The 16,151-nt window shown below is 48.8% G+C and carries 13 protein-coding genes and 1 pseudogene; 5 read left to right on the top strand and 9 right to left on the bottom strand.

Going from position 1 to position 16,151, the window contains the following annotated elements:
* Window positions 1-40: 40 nt before the first annotated feature.
* From MBEAL2_RS11670 to MBEAL2_RS11650, 5 genes are all read left to right on the top strand, one after another.
* Complete coding sequence (locus tag MBEAL2_RS11670) at window positions 41-1,747, top strand: IlvD/Edd family dehydratase (protein ID WP_047152475.1); 1,707 nt, start codon at window positions 41-43, stop codon at window positions 1,745-1,747.
* Window positions 1,748-1,778: 31 nt separating this feature from the next.
* A complete protein-coding gene (locus MBEAL2_RS11665) occupies window positions 1,779-3,392 on the top strand; it encodes a gamma-glutamyltransferase family protein (RefSeq protein ID WP_047152474.1) in 1,614 nt (537 codons plus the stop codon).
* Window positions 3,393-3,508: 116 nt separating this feature from the next.
* Window positions 3,509-3,805, top strand: a complete 297-nt coding sequence (locus MBEAL2_RS11660; RefSeq protein ID WP_052947675.1) for a hypothetical protein — start codon at window positions 3,509-3,511, stop codon at window positions 3,803-3,805.
* 63 nt (window positions 3,806-3,868) lie between these two features.
* The gene (locus MBEAL2_RS11655) at window positions 3,869-4,921 is read left to right on the top strand and encodes an IS4 family transposase (RefSeq protein WP_161798204.1); all 1,053 of its coding nucleotides are present in this window, start codon (window positions 3,869-3,871) and stop codon (window positions 4,919-4,921) included.
* 514 nt (window positions 4,922-5,435) lie between these two features.
* Window positions 5,436-5,702, top strand: coding sequence for a hypothetical protein (locus tag MBEAL2_RS11650; protein ID WP_152667773.1), 267 nt, complete (start codon window positions 5,436-5,438; stop codon window positions 5,700-5,702).
* 69 nt (window positions 5,703-5,771) lie between these two features.
* Here MBEAL2_RS11650 and MBEAL2_RS32830 read toward each other — a convergent pair whose 3' ends face one another.
* From MBEAL2_RS32830 to pcrA, 9 genes and pseudogenes are all read right to left on the bottom strand, one after another.
* Window positions 5,772-6,404, bottom strand: a complete 633-nt coding sequence (locus MBEAL2_RS32830; protein ID WP_269082472.1) for an MFS transporter — start codon at window positions 6,402-6,404, stop codon at window positions 5,772-5,774.
* Between the two features lie 31 nt (window positions 6,405-6,435).
* Entirely contained in the window at window positions 6,436-6,972 is a 537-nt protein-coding gene (locus tag MBEAL2_RS32825) for an MFS transporter (RefSeq protein ID WP_269082469.1), read from the bottom strand.
* A gap of 145 nt (window positions 6,973-7,117) precedes the next feature.
* A complete protein-coding gene (gene gatB / locus MBEAL2_RS11640) occupies window positions 7,118-8,551 on the bottom strand; it encodes an Asp-tRNA(Asn)/Glu-tRNA(Gln) amidotransferase subunit GatB (RefSeq protein ID WP_047152473.1) in 1,434 nt (477 codons plus the stop codon).
* Between the two features lie 17 nt (window positions 8,552-8,568).
* Window positions 8,569-10,028: pseudogene (gatA, locus tag MBEAL2_RS11635) on the bottom strand (Asp-tRNA(Asn)/Glu-tRNA(Gln) amidotransferase subunit GatA).
* 15 nt (window positions 10,029-10,043) lie between these two features.
* Window positions 10,044-10,334: an Asp-tRNA(Asn)/Glu-tRNA(Gln) amidotransferase subunit GatC gene (gatC, locus tag MBEAL2_RS11630; protein ID WP_047152472.1), complete on the bottom strand. Its 291-nt coding sequence runs from the start codon at window positions 10,332-10,334 to the stop codon at window positions 10,044-10,046.
* 66 nt (window positions 10,335-10,400) lie between these two features.
* Window positions 10,401-10,610 carry an ATP-binding protein gene (locus tag MBEAL2_RS11625; RefSeq protein ID WP_047152471.1) on the bottom strand — a complete coding sequence of 70 codons (210 nt, stop codon included), beginning with the start codon at window positions 10,608-10,610 and terminating at the stop codon, window positions 10,401-10,403.
* A gap of 130 nt (window positions 10,611-10,740) precedes the next feature.
* Entirely contained in the window at window positions 10,741-11,694 is a 954-nt protein-coding gene (locus MBEAL2_RS11620) for an MraY family glycosyltransferase (protein ID WP_047152470.1), read from the bottom strand.
* Between the two features lie 119 nt (window positions 11,695-11,813).
* Window positions 11,814-13,823, bottom strand: a complete 2,010-nt coding sequence (gene ligA / locus MBEAL2_RS11615) for an NAD-dependent DNA ligase LigA (RefSeq protein WP_047152469.1) — start codon at window positions 13,821-13,823, stop codon at window positions 11,814-11,816.
* A 20-nt stretch (window positions 13,824-13,843) separates the two neighbouring features.
* Window positions 13,844-16,099, bottom strand: coding sequence for a DNA helicase PcrA (pcrA, locus tag MBEAL2_RS11610; RefSeq protein ID WP_047152468.1), 2,256 nt, complete (start codon window positions 16,097-16,099; stop codon window positions 13,844-13,846).
* Window positions 16,100-16,151: the final 52 nt, after the last annotated feature.

Raw genomic sequence — 16,151 nt, 5'->3', positions numbered from 1 at the left:
ATTGCCTATTGTTCCGCAATTAAAATGATCGGGAGGAATTATGTTGTCGAATCAGGGAAAAAACCTTACTTCATATGGCGATGCTGGCTTTAGCATATTTATACGGAGAGCTTTCAACCGCCATCTCGGTTTTGATGAGGCAGATTTCAACAAGCCTATTATCGGTATTTGTAATACAGAAAGTGAAATTAATCGCTGCCACACCCACTTCGGCCCTATTGTCGAAGCGATTAAACGAGGCGTCTTAATGGCCGGAGGCATTCCGCTTGAATTCCCGACGATATCCCTGGGCGAAATCTTTACGAGCCCTACTACGATGCTCTATCGAAACCTTGCAGCAATGGATACGGAAGAAATGATTAAAGCCCAGCCGCTGGATGGGGTCGTATTAATCGGCGGATGCGACAAGATGACGCCTGCGCAGCTTATGGGTGCAGCAAGCGCCGACATCCCGGCCATTATGTTTACAGGCGGCCCGATGGCCAACGGGGAATACGAGGGGAAAACCCTTGGTGCCTGCTCCGACTGCCGGTACTACTGGCAGGAATACCGGGCAGGGAAAATTAGCGAAGAAGAGTTGTCAAAAATCAACGCAGAACTTGCCCCTACTGCAGGCCATTGTATGGTGATGGGCAGTGCAAGTACGATTGCAGTATGTGCAGAAGCGATGGGGATGATGCTCCCGGGAGCCGCCGCTGTTCCTGCTACACATAACCGGCGCCTTCAACTTGCACAGGAAACCGGGAAGAAAATGGTTGAACTCGTAGAAAAAGAATTAACCCCTTCAAAAATCATGACAAAAAACGCGTTTGAAAATGCGATCCGGGCTTTAATGGCTGTTGGCGGTTCTACCAATGCGGTGATTCACCTTATCGCAATCGCAAGGCGTTTAAAAATCGATCTTCCTCTAGAATGGTTTGACGAGTTAGGAAGAACAACTCCATTCATCGGTAATCTTCGCCCTGCCGGAAAATACCAGATGGAGGATTTTTCCCGTGCCGGCGGAACCCCTGCTCTGCTAAAAGAACTTGAATCCCTGCTCCACCTTAACGAGATGACGGTGACAGGGAAAACCATAGGGGAAAATATTAAAGATATAAAAATCTCCGAAGTATACCGGGATATTATAAAACCTTTTGATGATCCTTTACATAAAGATGGCGGGATTGCTGTCCTGCGGGGAAACCTGGCTCCGGACGGCGCTATCATTAAGCCAAAAGCTGCTTCTCCTGCGCTCCTTAAGCACCGGGGAAGAGCTGTCGTATTTACCTCGACTCAGGATTTGGAAGCTAGAATCCATGATCCTCACCTTGAAGTCAGCGCTGAGGATATTCTTGTCCTGCAAAATGCAGGCCCGGTTGGAGCGCCCGGAATGCCGGAAGCCGGGATGCTGCCGATACCGGAAAAGCTTCTGCGGGAAGGTGTCCGTGATATGGTTCGAATTTCCGATGCGAGAATGAGCGGAACTGCGTTTGGCACTGTCGTTCTCCATGTTGCTCCTGAAGCTGTTATCGGAGGGCCGCTTGGACTCGTTCGAAACGGTGATATGATCGACTTGGATGTCGAGAACCGGAAGCTCGAACTGCTTGTAGACGAAGAAGAACTGGAGAAAAGGCGGGCTGAATGGAAGCCGCCTGTCATCGCAAGCCGCGGTTATACCCGCCTCTATCAAAACCATGTTCTGCAAGCGAACGAAGGCTGTGACTTTGATTTTCTTGTTCCGGACATGGAAGCAGACGAATCTTAATAAGAGTTTATAGAGAAAGAAGGCGCTTGCAATGATAAACTATGATCCGTTATTTTACCCTTATGCATCCAGAAGAAATGCCGTCTATTCCAGCAAAGGCATGGTCGGTACGTCCCAGCCGCTTGCTGCACAAGCAGGATTGGAAATTCTTAAAAAAGGAGGGAATGCAATCGATGCAGCGATCGCGACAGCTGCCTGTTTAACCGTTGTCGAGCCAACCTCTAACGGGATTGGCGGAGATGCCTTCGCCCTCGTTTGGACAGAAGGAACGCTGCACGGCCTAAATGCCAGCGGTCCCGCCCCAAAAAGCATTTCCGTCGAAGCTTTGCAAAAAGCCGGCTACACAGACATGCCAAAATACGGCCTTATTCCTGTAACCGTTCCCGGTGCTCCCTCAGCGTGGGCTGCCTTATCCGAACGCTTTGGCAAGCTTCCTCTTACTGAAGTTTTACGCCCTGCTATCCAATATGCCGAAGAGGGATTCCCTCTCTCTCCTACGCTTGGACAGTACTGGAAATCCGCCTTTCATACATTTAAATCGAATGTAAAAGGCGAGGAATTTGCCAACTGGTTTAACGTTTTTGCCCCTGGTGACAAGCCGCCGGAAATCGGCCAGATGTGGCGTTCACCTGCCCATGCCGAAACGCTGCATTCCATCGCAGAGACAAAGGGGGAGTCTTTCTATCGCGGTCAGCTGGCTGAAAAGATAATTGACTTTTTCAAAAAGTATGATGGATTTTTATCAGCAGAGGATTTAGCCGATTACTATCCGCAATGGGTGGAACCTATTAAGGTAAATTACCGTGGATACGATGTTTGGGAAATTCCGCCGAATGGACAGGGCCTCGTCGCCCTTATCGCCTTAAACATATTAAAAGGGTTTGATTTTGCCGACAAAGACAGCGTGGAAACCTATCACAAACAAATAGAAGCGATGAAGCTGGCCTTTGCCGATGGGGTAACGTATATTACCGATTCGGACAGAATGAGCATGTCTGTGGAACAGCTGCTCTCCGAATCTTATGCAAAGCAAAGAAGAGGGCTTATCACACAGGAAGCACTGCAGCCAGAAGCGGGCAACCCGGCCGCAGGCGGAACCGTGTATTTAGCAACGGCTGATGGTGATGGCAACATGGTTTCTTTTATCCAGAGCAATTACAACGGATTCGGTTCCGGGCTTGTTGTTCCCGGAACAGGCATCAGCCTGCATAATCGGGGAAAGGATTTCTCCCTGAATCCAAAACATGAGAATGCGCTGCAGCCAGGAAAGAAAACGTATCATACGATTATCCCGGGATTTGTAACAAAAGATAATCAGCCTGTTGGACCGTTCGGAGTGATGGGAGCTTACATGCAGCCCCAGGGGCATGTACAGGTCATTATGAATACGATTGATTTTCTGTTAAATCCGCAAGCTGCTCTCGACCGCCCAAGATGGCGATGGTTGAAGGACAAAGTAATCGAAGTGGAACCCGCTTTCCCTGATTATATTGCCCAGGCTCTTTCCCGCAAGGGCCATCATATAAAAAGAGCACAGGATTCCAATGGTTTTGGGAGAGGACAAATTATATGGAGAAACCCTGAAACCGGTGTGTTAACAGGAGGCACCGAACCAAGAACGGATGGACAAATGGCGGCTTGGTAGCCACCTATGAAAAATCTGATTTCCTGCTATAAAGGATAAAGGCATATATTCGAAAAATCAGCATTATGGTATAGAAACGGTATGTGTAGCGAGAACTTTCTGGAGGTGAAAATGACATGCAAACAACACCTGAGATGGCACCTATAGGTCAGCAAGAAAATGTGTCCCTTGCAAGGAAAATGGCATGGTGGGTTTTGATCCTACCGGCACTTATGGCTGCCGCATTGCTTGGCCACAATCTTTCGCTGCTTAATTTTACGCATGTTTTATCCGGTGTACTTTGGACAGGGGCAGATATTTTTATGGGCTTTTTTCTAGGTCCAATTATGGGAAAGCGGCTGTCACCCGAGCAGCGAGGAGCTGTGATTAAATGGCTCACACCCCATAGCCATCAAGTTAAGAACATGATATAAAAAGACAAAAAAATGACCATCCTTATTCAGTGTGAAGCTGAAAATGAAAGGATGGTCTTTGCTTTGTCTTGCCCTACATTATCTCCTCAAAAGATAGATTGGATACCTTTTGTTCATACGTTCAAACAAATTTTTTCTGCCGAATATGTAAATGAAATCGCCGTACGGCACGGTTTTAAAAAGCGAAATCGAAAAATGAAACCAGAGGACTTTATCGCCTTATGTGCTCTTTATAACGAAGAAACAGGCGTGAAGCCGTTAAGCCAGTTATGTGCTACTTTGTATGATGTCAAAAAGGTAAATATCACAGGAGAAGCCTTGAATCAACGGTTTAATAAACAAGCCGTAGCTTTTCTTAAGGCGATGTTTCAGTCCCTTTTTCAGAAACAGCTTTCAGACTCCCTGTTCCCCATAGAAAGTCTACCGTTTCATCGGATTCGAATTCTCGATTCCACCGGCTTTAAAACGCCAACGGATGATCCGGATACAGGGTATCAAGGTTGTGCGCAGCCTTCATTAAAAGTTCAGGTGGAGTATGAAATGAAACAAGGTGAATTTCTCCATCTTGATATTCGAAACGGGAAAGAACACGATGCCATGTATGCTGCGGCCTTACTAAACACCGTACAACCAGGAGATTTACTTCTCCGTGATTTAGGATATTTCTCGTTAGAAGGGCTCGAAGCCATTCATCAACAAGGCGGATATTATATTTCCAGAGTCAAGCATAACGTCAAAATATATCGTACCAAAGACCGAACAGAAGAACCGAAATGTGCGGAGGATTTCATGAAAGAGCTGGCACCTGGAGAAACCATGGAAGTACGTAATGTATATATCAGCCAAAAAAGAATGCCGCAACCCCGTCTCATTCTGTATCGTTTAACCGAACAACAGGAAAGAGCCAGAGAGGAAAAGTGGGAGCAGCGGCAAAAAAAGATGAAACATACCTCCAAACATCGCCAAACGCACCCGATTTACGCTTATATCACCAACACATCCGCAGAAGACATAGGGAAAGAAGCTGTCTATCCACTGTATTCGTTGCATGGCAAATTGAAATTCTGTTTAAAGTATGGAAGTCGATTTTTCGGATTCACCGGGTTAAAAAAATGAAAAAAGAGCGATTGGATTGCCATTTATACGGTACCCTCATTTCGATTCTGATTTCATCGACGATTACGTTTAAAATACGAAATCTCCTTTATCAAAAAGAGAGAAAGGAGATCAGTGAATATAAAACCATGTACATCGTGAAAGAAGCGTTACCCACGATTTATCTCCACTTGTTTGAAACACATGAAAAAATTACGGCCTTTTTTGATGGTCTGTATGATCTCATTAGAAAAAATGGAAAAAAATCAAAGAGAGATAAAAAGAGCAGTCCCCTTGATATTCTAGAAACTTTGCCATGTTGATTCACGATAGGTTGGTTGATCGCGAATTATAAAAATGGTAAGAACAGAGGTTTCTTTGGCATGGAAAAAAATAATGATTATAGATAAAGAATGGATAAAAGGCTCAAAAACTTTTCGTTTTTGAGCCTTAACTTGATGGCTATGGGCTCACACCCAAAACGATGCTTTATTTCCCTGTCCTGGCCATCACAACAGGCACCTCCGGATGGTATATGGCTAACTGGCTTGGTATGCTTTCACCGGAAAGCGCGGCACGTTCCTGGATCGTGGCGGCACTGGTTATCATTACGTTTCTTGCGATTACCGGAATGGGTATCCTATTACCTAATTCCATTCGAACGTATTTGGAGCTTCAAAAAGCAAAACCTGACATCCAGAAAATATTTCATTTAAATCAAAGAAACAATATCCTCGCCGCTGTTCAAGGTACGTTTCAAATTATTATTATCATCGTCATGTCGCACTTGGTCATGGGGTAGTTCAATAAGCATACCAAAAGACCTTCAAAGCTGAAGGTCTTCGGTTTTACATCTCTATGATAAGTATTGTTACGATACTCGGCTCAATTGCTTATATTCTTGAATTTTCGGGAAGCACACAGACACTATGCTTGCAATTATCAATAAGATAAAAGATATTTCAAATGAAATTTGATAGCTGTTTGTTTTGTCAAATAATATTCCAGGAAGATAGGAACCTAATGCAGATCCCAGTTGATGGCTCATATAGAGTAATCCTGTAACCATGCCAATGGCCCCTGTTGGAAAATAACTAGATAATAGCTTAAGAGTAGGAGCTACTACTGAAAAATCAACCAGGCCAAAGGAAATGGAAAATAGCACAAGTAACCATGAATGCTCCAAAAAGATGCTCATAAGTCCATGATTGCTTGTCATGATCACTAAGAAGGCAAGCGTAAAAGCCCGAACCAGATAAATGATAGCCAGCAATCTGCTATTGTTCCAACGATCAGCTAAAATCCCTGCTACAAGCGTTCCTGCTGTATTAAATACCGCTAATAAACTTACAGCAGCACTCGTAGTAGAGACAGAGAACCCACAATGCTGGGCAAAAGGAATAAGATGGGTATCCATTAATCCAGTGGTTGTAAATCCACAAACAAAGAATGGAATGATGAGAAACCAAAATCCACGATTAAACAAAAGAACTCGTCCTGTTATTTTTTCTAGTGGTAGTTCCTTTGTTTCTATTTTATTTTTCTTTTGCTCCTCCCCCCAGCAAAAGAACTGTCATTCTCCAGCCAAATTGGCTTATTAAAAGAAGGGAGCTGGGAACCAACACCATTTGTCCTGCCCCAAATCCAGCCTCAACAATACCTAACGCCAATCCCTGCCTTTTATGAAACCACTTTGTTACAGCAACAGAGGCTGTTACGCCTGAGGCTCCTCCGAATCCTAATGAAGAAATAATGCCATATAAAAAAAACAATTGCCAAATCGAGGTTGCGAAAAAGCTGAGAATAGTTGCTACACCTAAAATAATCATACTGGACAAAAATATTAATCTAATTCCAAACCGATCAATTAACTTCCCGACAATAGGCTGTGATAGTGCAAATACAATGAAACTTAAAAATGAAATGGCTGAAACTGTACCTCTGGAGGAAGCAAAATCCTGCTCCCACGGATCCATAAAGGCACCAAAAGAGTATCGCACTCCTTGGGCAGCTAAAACACCGATAAAGGAGACAGCTAATATAACCCAGGCATAATGTATTCTTCTACTCATTTTCTCACCAATAAAATTATCCTTTCTATTCTTTCCGTTTCTTTTACGATATCTCAATATCATGTATTAGTAAAATTGAAATTCGTGTCTGAAGAAAGCCGGCTCCTGGAGGGGCCGGCTTTTCTACGTGATACGATTAATCATCTTATAACTTATTTAACGCATCCCGCAGCAGCTCGTTTACAACACCCGGATTGGCCTTTCCTTTTGTCGCCTTCATCAACTGGCCGACAAGGAACCCAATGGCCTTATCCTTCCCTGCTTTAAAATCAGCAACAGACTGCGGATTGGCTGCAATGACCTCATCTACGATCCTCTTCAGCTCGCCCTCATCGCTAATCTGCACGAGCCCCTTCTCTTCCACGATTTTATCCGGTGATTTCCCGGTTTCAATCATTTCCTTAAAGACGGTTTTCGCGATTTTGATGCTGATCGTGCCTTTATCGATTAATTTAATCAACTCACCAAGACCCTGCGGCGTAACTTTAACATCTTTTAATTCAATCTGATTCGCATTGAGATAACCCGTCAGTTCACCCATCACCCAGTTGGACACTGCCTTCGGATCCGCACCCGTTTGCACGGCTTCATCGAAGAAGTCGGATGTATCCTTGGACATTGTAATAACGCCGGCATCATATTCCGACAGACCGAAGTCAGAAACATAGCGTGCCTTGCGGGCATCCGGAAGCTCCGGAATCGTCGAGCGAATTTCCTCGATCCATTCCTGGTTAATTTTCAGCTTGATTAGATCCGGATCCGGGAAATACCGGTAATCATGTGCTTCTTCTTTGCCGCGCATAGATACCGTGCGCCCGTTGGCATCGTCCCAGCGGCGCGTTTCCTGGACAACCTGTCCGCCGCCGCGCAGAATTTCCGCCTGGCGGACTTCTTCGTATTCCAACCCGCGCTGAACATTGCGGAAGGAGTTCATGTTTTTCAGCTCGGCACGAATGCCGAACTCCTGCTGGCCAGCGGGGCGAAGGCTGACGTTCGCATCGCAGCGCAGGGACCCTTCTTCCATTTTCACATCTGAAACTTCGCAGTACTGCAGAATCGCTTTCAGCTTCTCCAGATAGGCGCGCGCTTCCTCTGGTGAACGAAGATCCGGCTCAGAGACGATTTCGACGAGCGGCGTCCCGACCCGGTTGTAATCAGCGAGTGTGGCATATCCTCCCGGTGCATGGATTAGCTTGCCCGCATCCTCTTCCAGGTGAAGGCGCGTAATGCCGATTCGCTTTGTCTGTCCGTTCACTTCAATATCAATCCAGCCGTTCTCGCCGATCGGCTTGTCATACTGGGAAATCTGGTATGCCTTCGGAAGATCGGGATAGAAGTAATTCTTCCGGTCGAATTTGCTCTCTTCCCCGATCGTGCAGTTTAACGCAAGCGCCGCTTTCATGGCAAACTCAACGGCCCGCTTGTTTAAAACCGGGAGCACGCCCGGGTGCCCAAGGCAAATCGGGCATGTATGTGTATTCGGCGGCGCTCCGAATTCAGTGGAACAGCCGCAGAAAATTTTCGATTCGGTTGATAGTTCTGAGTGAACCTCAAGCCCAATGACGGTTTCAAATTCCATTGCTTCGTGTCCCCCCTCTACAGCTCAGGCCGAGCTTTATGATGCTCGGTGCTTTGTTCGTACGCATGCGCAACGCGCAGAATGGTTGATTCATCAAATGCTTTTCCCATAATCTGCAGCCCTACCGGCAGCCCGTTAGACGCAAAGCCGCACGGCACGCTGATGGCAGGAATGCCGGCCAGATTCACAGGAATCGTACAAATATCCTCCAGGTACATCGTGAGCGGATCGTTCACTTTTTCGCCGATTTTAAAAGCTGTCGTCGGCGCGGTCGGTGAAATGAGCACATCGTATTTCGCGAACGCTTCATCGAAGTCACGCTTAATGAGCGTGCGGACCTGCTGCGCTTTTTTATAATAGGCATCATAGTAGCCAGAACTGAGCGCGTACGTTCCCAGCATGATCCGGCGCTTTACTTCCGGCCCGAATCCCTGGCTGCGCGTTTCACGGTACATCTCAATTAGGTTTTCTGCATTGTCGGCACGCACACCGTAACGCACGCCGTCGTAACGTGCAAGGTTAGAGGAAGCTTCCGATGGAGCAATGATGTAATAGGACGGCACCGCATATTCCGTGTGCGGAAGGGTTACCTCTTCTACAATCGCACCCATTCCTTCGAGTAGTTTTAACGCTGCCGTCACTTTCTCTTTCACTTCCGGATGGATTCCTTCACCCATCATTTCTTTCGGCACGCCAATCCGCAGTCCCTGCACGTCTCCCGTTAATGCAGAGAGGTAATCGGGAATGTCCACTTCTGCGGAAGTCGAGTCAAACGGATCGTGCGCGGCAATCGTCTGCAGCACATAAGCAGAATCCTCAACGTTCTTCGTAATGGGCCCGATTTGGTCAAGAGAAGATGCAAAGGCTACCAGGCCGAAACGGGACACAAGCCCGTATGTCGCTTCAGGCCAACAACCCCGCAGAATGCGGCAGGCTGGCGGATCGATCCGCCCGTATCGGAGCCCAGCGCATAATATACTTCACCGGCTGCTACAGCCGCCGCAGAACCGCCGCTGGAACCGCCTGGAACATAGTCAAGATTCCATGGATTGTATGTATTGTGGAAACCGGAGTTCTCATTAGAGCCTCCCATCGCGAATTCATCCATGTTTGCTTTTCCGACCATAACAGACTGCGCGGCACGCAAGCGGTCCATAACAGACGCGTTATAAATCGGCTTGTAATTCGCCAGAAGCTTGCTTGCGCATGTTGTTGTTACGTTCTGTGTCACGATGTTATCTTTAATTCCGGCGGGCAGGCCGAAGAGAAGCCCTTTCTCCTCCCCTCTCGATTGCTGCTCGTCCAATTCTTTCGCCCGGCGGCGGGCATTTTCTTCATCCAGCGAAATGAACGCCTTCACCTTCTCTTCCACCTGGCCAATCCGCTCGAAAGAAGCCTGTACCAGATCAGATACGGCAAGGCTGCCGCTGTCAATCTCGCTGTGTATCTCCATTAAACGCTTGTGAAATAACGACACGTATACTCCTCCTCTCTACTCCATAACAGCCGGTACTTTGAACTGTCCGTCTTCCTCATCCGGCGCGTTGCGCAGAACGTCTTCCCGCTTCGCCGATGGACGGGCTTCGTCTTCCCGCATGACATTGTACACATCCAATACGTGGCTCGTAGGGGGGACATCGCTTGTATCCAATTCATTCAGCTTTCCGGCGAATTCAAGAATTCCGTTCAACTGTTCCGTATATTTTACCGCCTCCTCCTCCGTGAGGTTCAGGCGGGCTAATTTTGCTACATATTCAACTTCATTACGTGAGATTGCACTCATGTTTTCCACCTCCCGTTCTTCTATAAATCTACGTACGATAATAACAGAGAAGGCGAGGAGTCGCAACTAATCCCAGGCCAGAAGCGGCAGGCGGATGGTGACCGTTGTCCCTTCATGCGGCGTGCTGTTCAGTTCGATTTCTCCCCCGTGCTGCTGTACGATTTGCTGGGAGATGGCAAGCCCGAGGCCGGAGCCGCTCTCCCGCATGCCGGTGCGCTCATCATTCAGCGCTGTATCCTCAAAGCGTGAACTCCACCATTCAAGCTGCTTCCCCATATCGCTTTTCCCTCCGCAAAATTCGTAACACTTGTTTTTACCCGGTACGAATCTCCTATAAAAGCACCGTAGCATTAGAAATCAAACATTTCAATCAATTTTTTTATTGAAATGTTTTGGAGGGAAGGAGCTACATAGTAAGGAACAGCAATACAATGGCAATCATAGAAAAAATAATACTAATCGCATAAACAACCCATACCGTCTGGCGTTGGGTTAGTCCGCTGGCCAGCAGCCGGTGGTGAACATGCCTGCGGTCTGCCTTATAGACCGGGCTGCCTTCCTTAATCCGGCGAATCATAACCTGGATCGTGTCGAGAACAGGGAAGCCGAGCGCAAGCAATGTTACCCCGATTGTCACAAGGGTCGCCCCTTTCATCGCGCCTGCCAGCGAAATGACCGCCAGCATATACCCGAGAACCATCGATCCTGTATCACCTAAAAACACGGTAGCCGGGTGGAAGTTATGGCGCAAAAAAGCAACGCTCGCTCCGACAAGAACGGCGATCGGCAGCAGGATGTCCGCCTGCCCTCTGACGAATCCGATAAAAAACAGCGTAATCCCCGAGATCGTGCTTACGCCGCTGGCAAGCCCGTCCACACCGTCGATAAAGTTAAACATATTAATGAAGCTAACAATCCATAGAATGGTGGCCGGAAGTGAGATCCATTCCGGAAACACGATAAATCCGTCGATATGCATGGGGTTTGTAATTCCGTATAATTCGATGCCGCTCTGGTAGACGAACAATGCAGTGAGAATCTGGGCCGCAAGCTTGGGCCATGCAGGAAAATCTTTTCCTTTGGCTTTGTATGCATCGTCGATTAACCCGGCAATCCCAAGGGCAAGTGCACCGACAAGCAGAATAGGGGTCATATAACTCTGGGGGATAAAGAGAAGAAGCGTGACGGCAATCCCGATAAATACTGCCGGACCACCGGAGAGAGGGATGGGCTGGTTGTGGATTTTACGGCCGCCCGGTTTATCAACAAGCCGGAATTGCAGGGCAACCCTGCGGGTAAACGGCATGAGAAACTGAACGATAAAAAAGCTGAAAAGAAAGGAAAAGAGCACGATTAGCATAGAACAACCGCCTTCAATTTAGCATGTTAGGCTTAGCATGCCGTAAAAGAATAAGATTTATCACGCATGCCAATGAGGAACAAAAGCTTCCCCTGTAATAGGAGAAGCTTCTGCAATGATTATGCTTTTGTCCAGTCAATAAAAGTCTGCTCATCAATAACCTGGATGCCGAGCTCATTGGCTTTTTCCAGCTTGGAGCCGGCGCTCTCTCCCGCTACAACAAGATCCGTTTTCTTGCTCACGCTGCCTGATACTTTTCCGCCCTTCCCCTCAATGAGTTGCTGGGCCTCTTTGCGGGTTACTTGCTCAAGCGTTCCGGTTAAAACAACGGTTTTACCGGAAAACGGTGAATCCTGATCGACTTCCTCGGGGCGCAGCCCTTTGTACGTCATATTTACCCCTGCAGCCCGCAAACGGTTCAACGTCTCCGTTACTTCCGGCTTGGAGAAGTATAAAGCAATGCTCTCGGCTATTTTCGTGCCGATTTCATGGATAGAGAGAATTTCCTCTTCAGACGCTTCCTGCAGCGCTTCCATCGTTCCGAAATGCCGGGCCAGCAGGCGGGCCGCTTTCTCCCCGACAAACCGGATGCCCAGGCCAAAAAGAAGGCGCTCCAGCGAATTGTTTTTGCTCTTCTCGATGGCAGCCAGCATATTATCCACTGATTTCTCGCCCATTCTTTCAAGTGAAATCAGTTCGTCACGCTTCAAGTAATACAGGTCCGCCACATCCCGAATAAGCTGGTGCTCATACAGCTGTGTAACGACCTTCTCCCCAAGCCCTTCAATATTCATGGCGTTGCGGGAAACAAAGTGAATGATTCCCTCCCGGATTTGCGCCGGGCACTGCGGATTAATGCAGCGCAGGGCCACTTCTTCGTCCAGGCGAACGAGTCCGCTGCCGCAGGCCGGGCAGTGGGTCGGCATATGGTATGGCTGCTCTTCACCCGTCCGCTGCTCCGTTTTTACTTCCACCACTTCCGGAATGATGTCGCCCGCTTTTTTCACAACAACATGGTCGCCGATCATAATGCCTTTTTCGCGAATCATATCCTCATTATGCAGGGAGGCGCGTTTTACGGTTGTCCCGGCAAGGCTAACAGGATCGAGGATCGCCGTCGGCGTGACAGCGCCCGTGCGCCCCACCGTTATTTCAATGCCGCGCAGGACGGTCACCGCTTCTTCAGCTGGAAACTTATACGCAATCGCCCAGCGCGGGCTTTTGGCCGTAAATCCGAGCTCTTCCTGGTAGGCAAAGCTGTCCACCTTCACAACCATGCCGTCGATATCGTACGGGAGTTGGCTCCGTTTCTCTATCCAGCCGGCAATAAACTCAATCACCCCGTCAATGCCGACAAACGTCCGGCGTTCCGGGTTTACCTTAAATCCGAGCTCCTCCAGAAGGGCCAGGGCTTCGCTGTGCGAATCCGCAGGAAGCGCTTCTTCTCCGACCATGGAGTAAAGGAAAATATCAAGCGAGCGCTCAGCTGCGATTTTCGGATCCAACTGGCGCAGGGAACCGGCCGCCGCATTCCGCGGGTTCGCAAACAGCGGTTCCCCCCTCTCTGCCCGCTCTTTGTTCACCCTCTCGAAAACGCGGCGCGGCATATACGCTTCCCCGCGAACCTCGAAGCTCATCGGCTTATTAAAGGCGAGCGGGATCGAACGGATCGTCCGGAGGTTTTGCGTAATGTCTTCGCCCGTGCGGCCGTCTCCCCTTGTCGCTCCCCGGACAAAACGCCCATTTTCGTAGCGGAGAGAAACCGCCAGCCCGTCGATTTTGAGCTCACATACGTAGGCAATCGGGGCATCCGTTCCGATGCCCTGCTGTACGCGCCGGTCAAAATCACGCAAATCCTGTTCATCAAAGGCATTGGCCAGGCTGAGCATCGGAATGGTGTGCTCCACCTTCTCAAAAAACGCAAGCGGCGTAGCGCCTACCCGCTGCGTCGGAGAGTCCGGCGTGAGAAGCTCGGGGAATTCTCCTTCGAGCTGAATGAGCTCCCGCATGAGCTGGTCCCACTCATAATCTGAGATTTGCGGGTCGTCTTTTACATAGTACAAATAATTGTGCTGTTCAATAATCCGGCGCAGCTCTTCCACGCGCGCAGTCGCTTCCGTTCGATCCATCCCTGGTTCCGCTCCTTTTCCTACGCTTTCTCAATCGGGGCAAACTTGGCCAGCAGTTTCTTTACGCCGACCGGATTCGGGAAGGCAATCGTAAGCTCCAAGTCCTGCCCGCTTCCCTTTGTCGTAACAATTGTACCGGTTCCCCACTTGCCATGCTTCACCTTATCGCCAGTGCTCCACGATTCGGAGAGATCCGCTCCTTTGACGGATTGCGGTTCTACCCGTGGCGTCTCCCTGCGGAAGGAAACAACTCTGTCTGCAGCGCCGGCTCTTCCGCTGTCCATTCCCATCCAGCTGCTGTTGCGCGCGGCGAGTCTTTCCTGGACCGTTCCTTCCGGCTGCAGCAGGTGCTCCGGAATTTCATCAATAAAGCGGGACGGCGGGTTCATTTTCGTCTGACCATATAACGTGCGCATCATCGCGCGCGTTAAAAACAGCTGCTGCTCCGCTCGCGTAATGCCCACGTAAGCAAGGCGCCGCTCTTCCTCCATCTCCACTTCTTCAAATAGCGCACGGGAATGCGGGAATATCCCTTCCTCCATCCCGATAAGGAAGACGACAGGAAACTCTAGCCCTTTAGCGCTGTGCAGGGTCATAAGCACAACGGAATTGCCCTTATCCTCTTCAGACTCGTCCAGCTTATCGATATCAGCAACAAGCGCCAGGTCAGTGAGGAACGCGACGAGCGATTTGTCCTCGTTCGTACGCTCGAACTCCATCGTTACAGTAATAAATTCGTCGATGTTTTCCAGGCGGCTGCGCGCTTCAATCGTCCCTTCTCTGCGAAGCTCATCCTTATAGCCGGTCCGCTTCAAGATTTCTTCCGTTAGTTCCGTGACGCTCAAGTATTCCTGCATCGCTTCCATATCGCGGATGAGCCTGGCAAAATCGGCCACAAAGCCGGACAGCCTTGCACTCAATCCGATTTGCTCGATTTCCTGAATCGCGTGGTACATGGAAATACCCTGCTGTGCGGCATAGGCAGCAATCTTCTCCACGGTGCTGGCACCGATGCCGCGCTTCGGCACATTAATGATGCGCGTCAGGCTTAAATCATCATCCGGGTTGGAAATAAGGCGCAGGTACGCCAGCATGTCCTTAATTTCTTTCCTGTCATAGAATTTCGTGCCGCCGACGATGTTATACGGAATGTTCGATTTAACGAACACTTCCTCTATCACACGGGACTGGGCATTTGTGCGGTAAAGGATGGCGACATCGCGGTAGTTTCTTCCTTCCTCGCGGATCGAATGCTGAATTTCATTCACGATAAAGTACGCCTCTGAATGCTCGCTGTCCGCCGTATAATACCGGATCGGAATCCCGTCATCGTTCTCCGTCCACAGGTTTTTCGGCTTACGTCCTATATTGTTGCCGATTACTTTATTGGCTGCTTCGAGAATTTTTTTCGTCGAGCGATAGTTTTGCTCTAACAAAATGGCCCTGGCAGCGGGGTAGTCCTTCTCAAAATTGAGGATGTTCGTAATATCAGCGCCACGCCAGCTGTAAATCGACTGATCCGAATCACCGACGACGCAGATGTTCTGGAAACGCTCGGCCAGCATCTTTACGAGTATGTACTGCGCCCGGTTCGTATCCTGGTACTCGTCCACGTGCACATACTGGAACTTCTTCTGGTAGAACCCCAGCACTTCCGGAACTTCTTTAAAGAGCTGGATCGTTTTCATAATGAGATCATCAAAGTCGAGCGAGTTGTTGCTCTTCAGCTTTTTCTGGTACAGCGCATACACCTTATATGCCATCTGTTCGATCGGGCCTGCGGGCACCTGGGTAAGCTGTTCCGGGCTCTTCAATTCATTCTTCGCTGTGCTGATAATGCCGAGTACGGCGCGGGGGTCATATTTTTTCGGATCAATGTTTAATTCTTTCTCACACTGCTTCACGACAGAAAGCTGATCTCCGGCATCCAGAATCGTAAAATTCCGGTTGTAGCCGATCCGGTCGATGTCGCGGCGCAAGATCCGCACGCACATCGAGTGAAACGTGGAAATCCAGATGTCTTCCGCTTCAGGGCCGACAATAGCTGCAACACGGTCTTTCATCTCGCGCGCGGCTTTATTTGTAAATGTAAGGGCTAGTATATTCCACGGTGTGATTCTTTTTTCTTTCAGCAGATAAGCGATCCTCTGTGTCAGCACCCGCGTCTTTCCGCTTCCCGCCCCGGCGAGAAGCAGCAGAGGTCCGTCCGTGGCCAGCACGGCTTCTCTCTGCTGCGGGTTTAAGCCTTTTAATGCATCTTCACTATTTATAAACAAGGGAATTTACTCCTTTCAAAAGCAAACATCTCCCTGCCATTATACCAAACAT

It is taken from the genome of Aneurinibacillus tyrosinisolvens (assembly GCF_001015055.1).
Taxonomy (GTDB): domain Bacteria; phylum Bacillota; class Bacilli; order Aneurinibacillales; family Aneurinibacillaceae; genus Aneurinibacillus_A; species Aneurinibacillus_A tyrosinisolvens.
The sequence above is the reverse complement of the archived record's forward strand: the minus strand, read 5'-3'. Positions and strand labels throughout refer to the sequence as shown.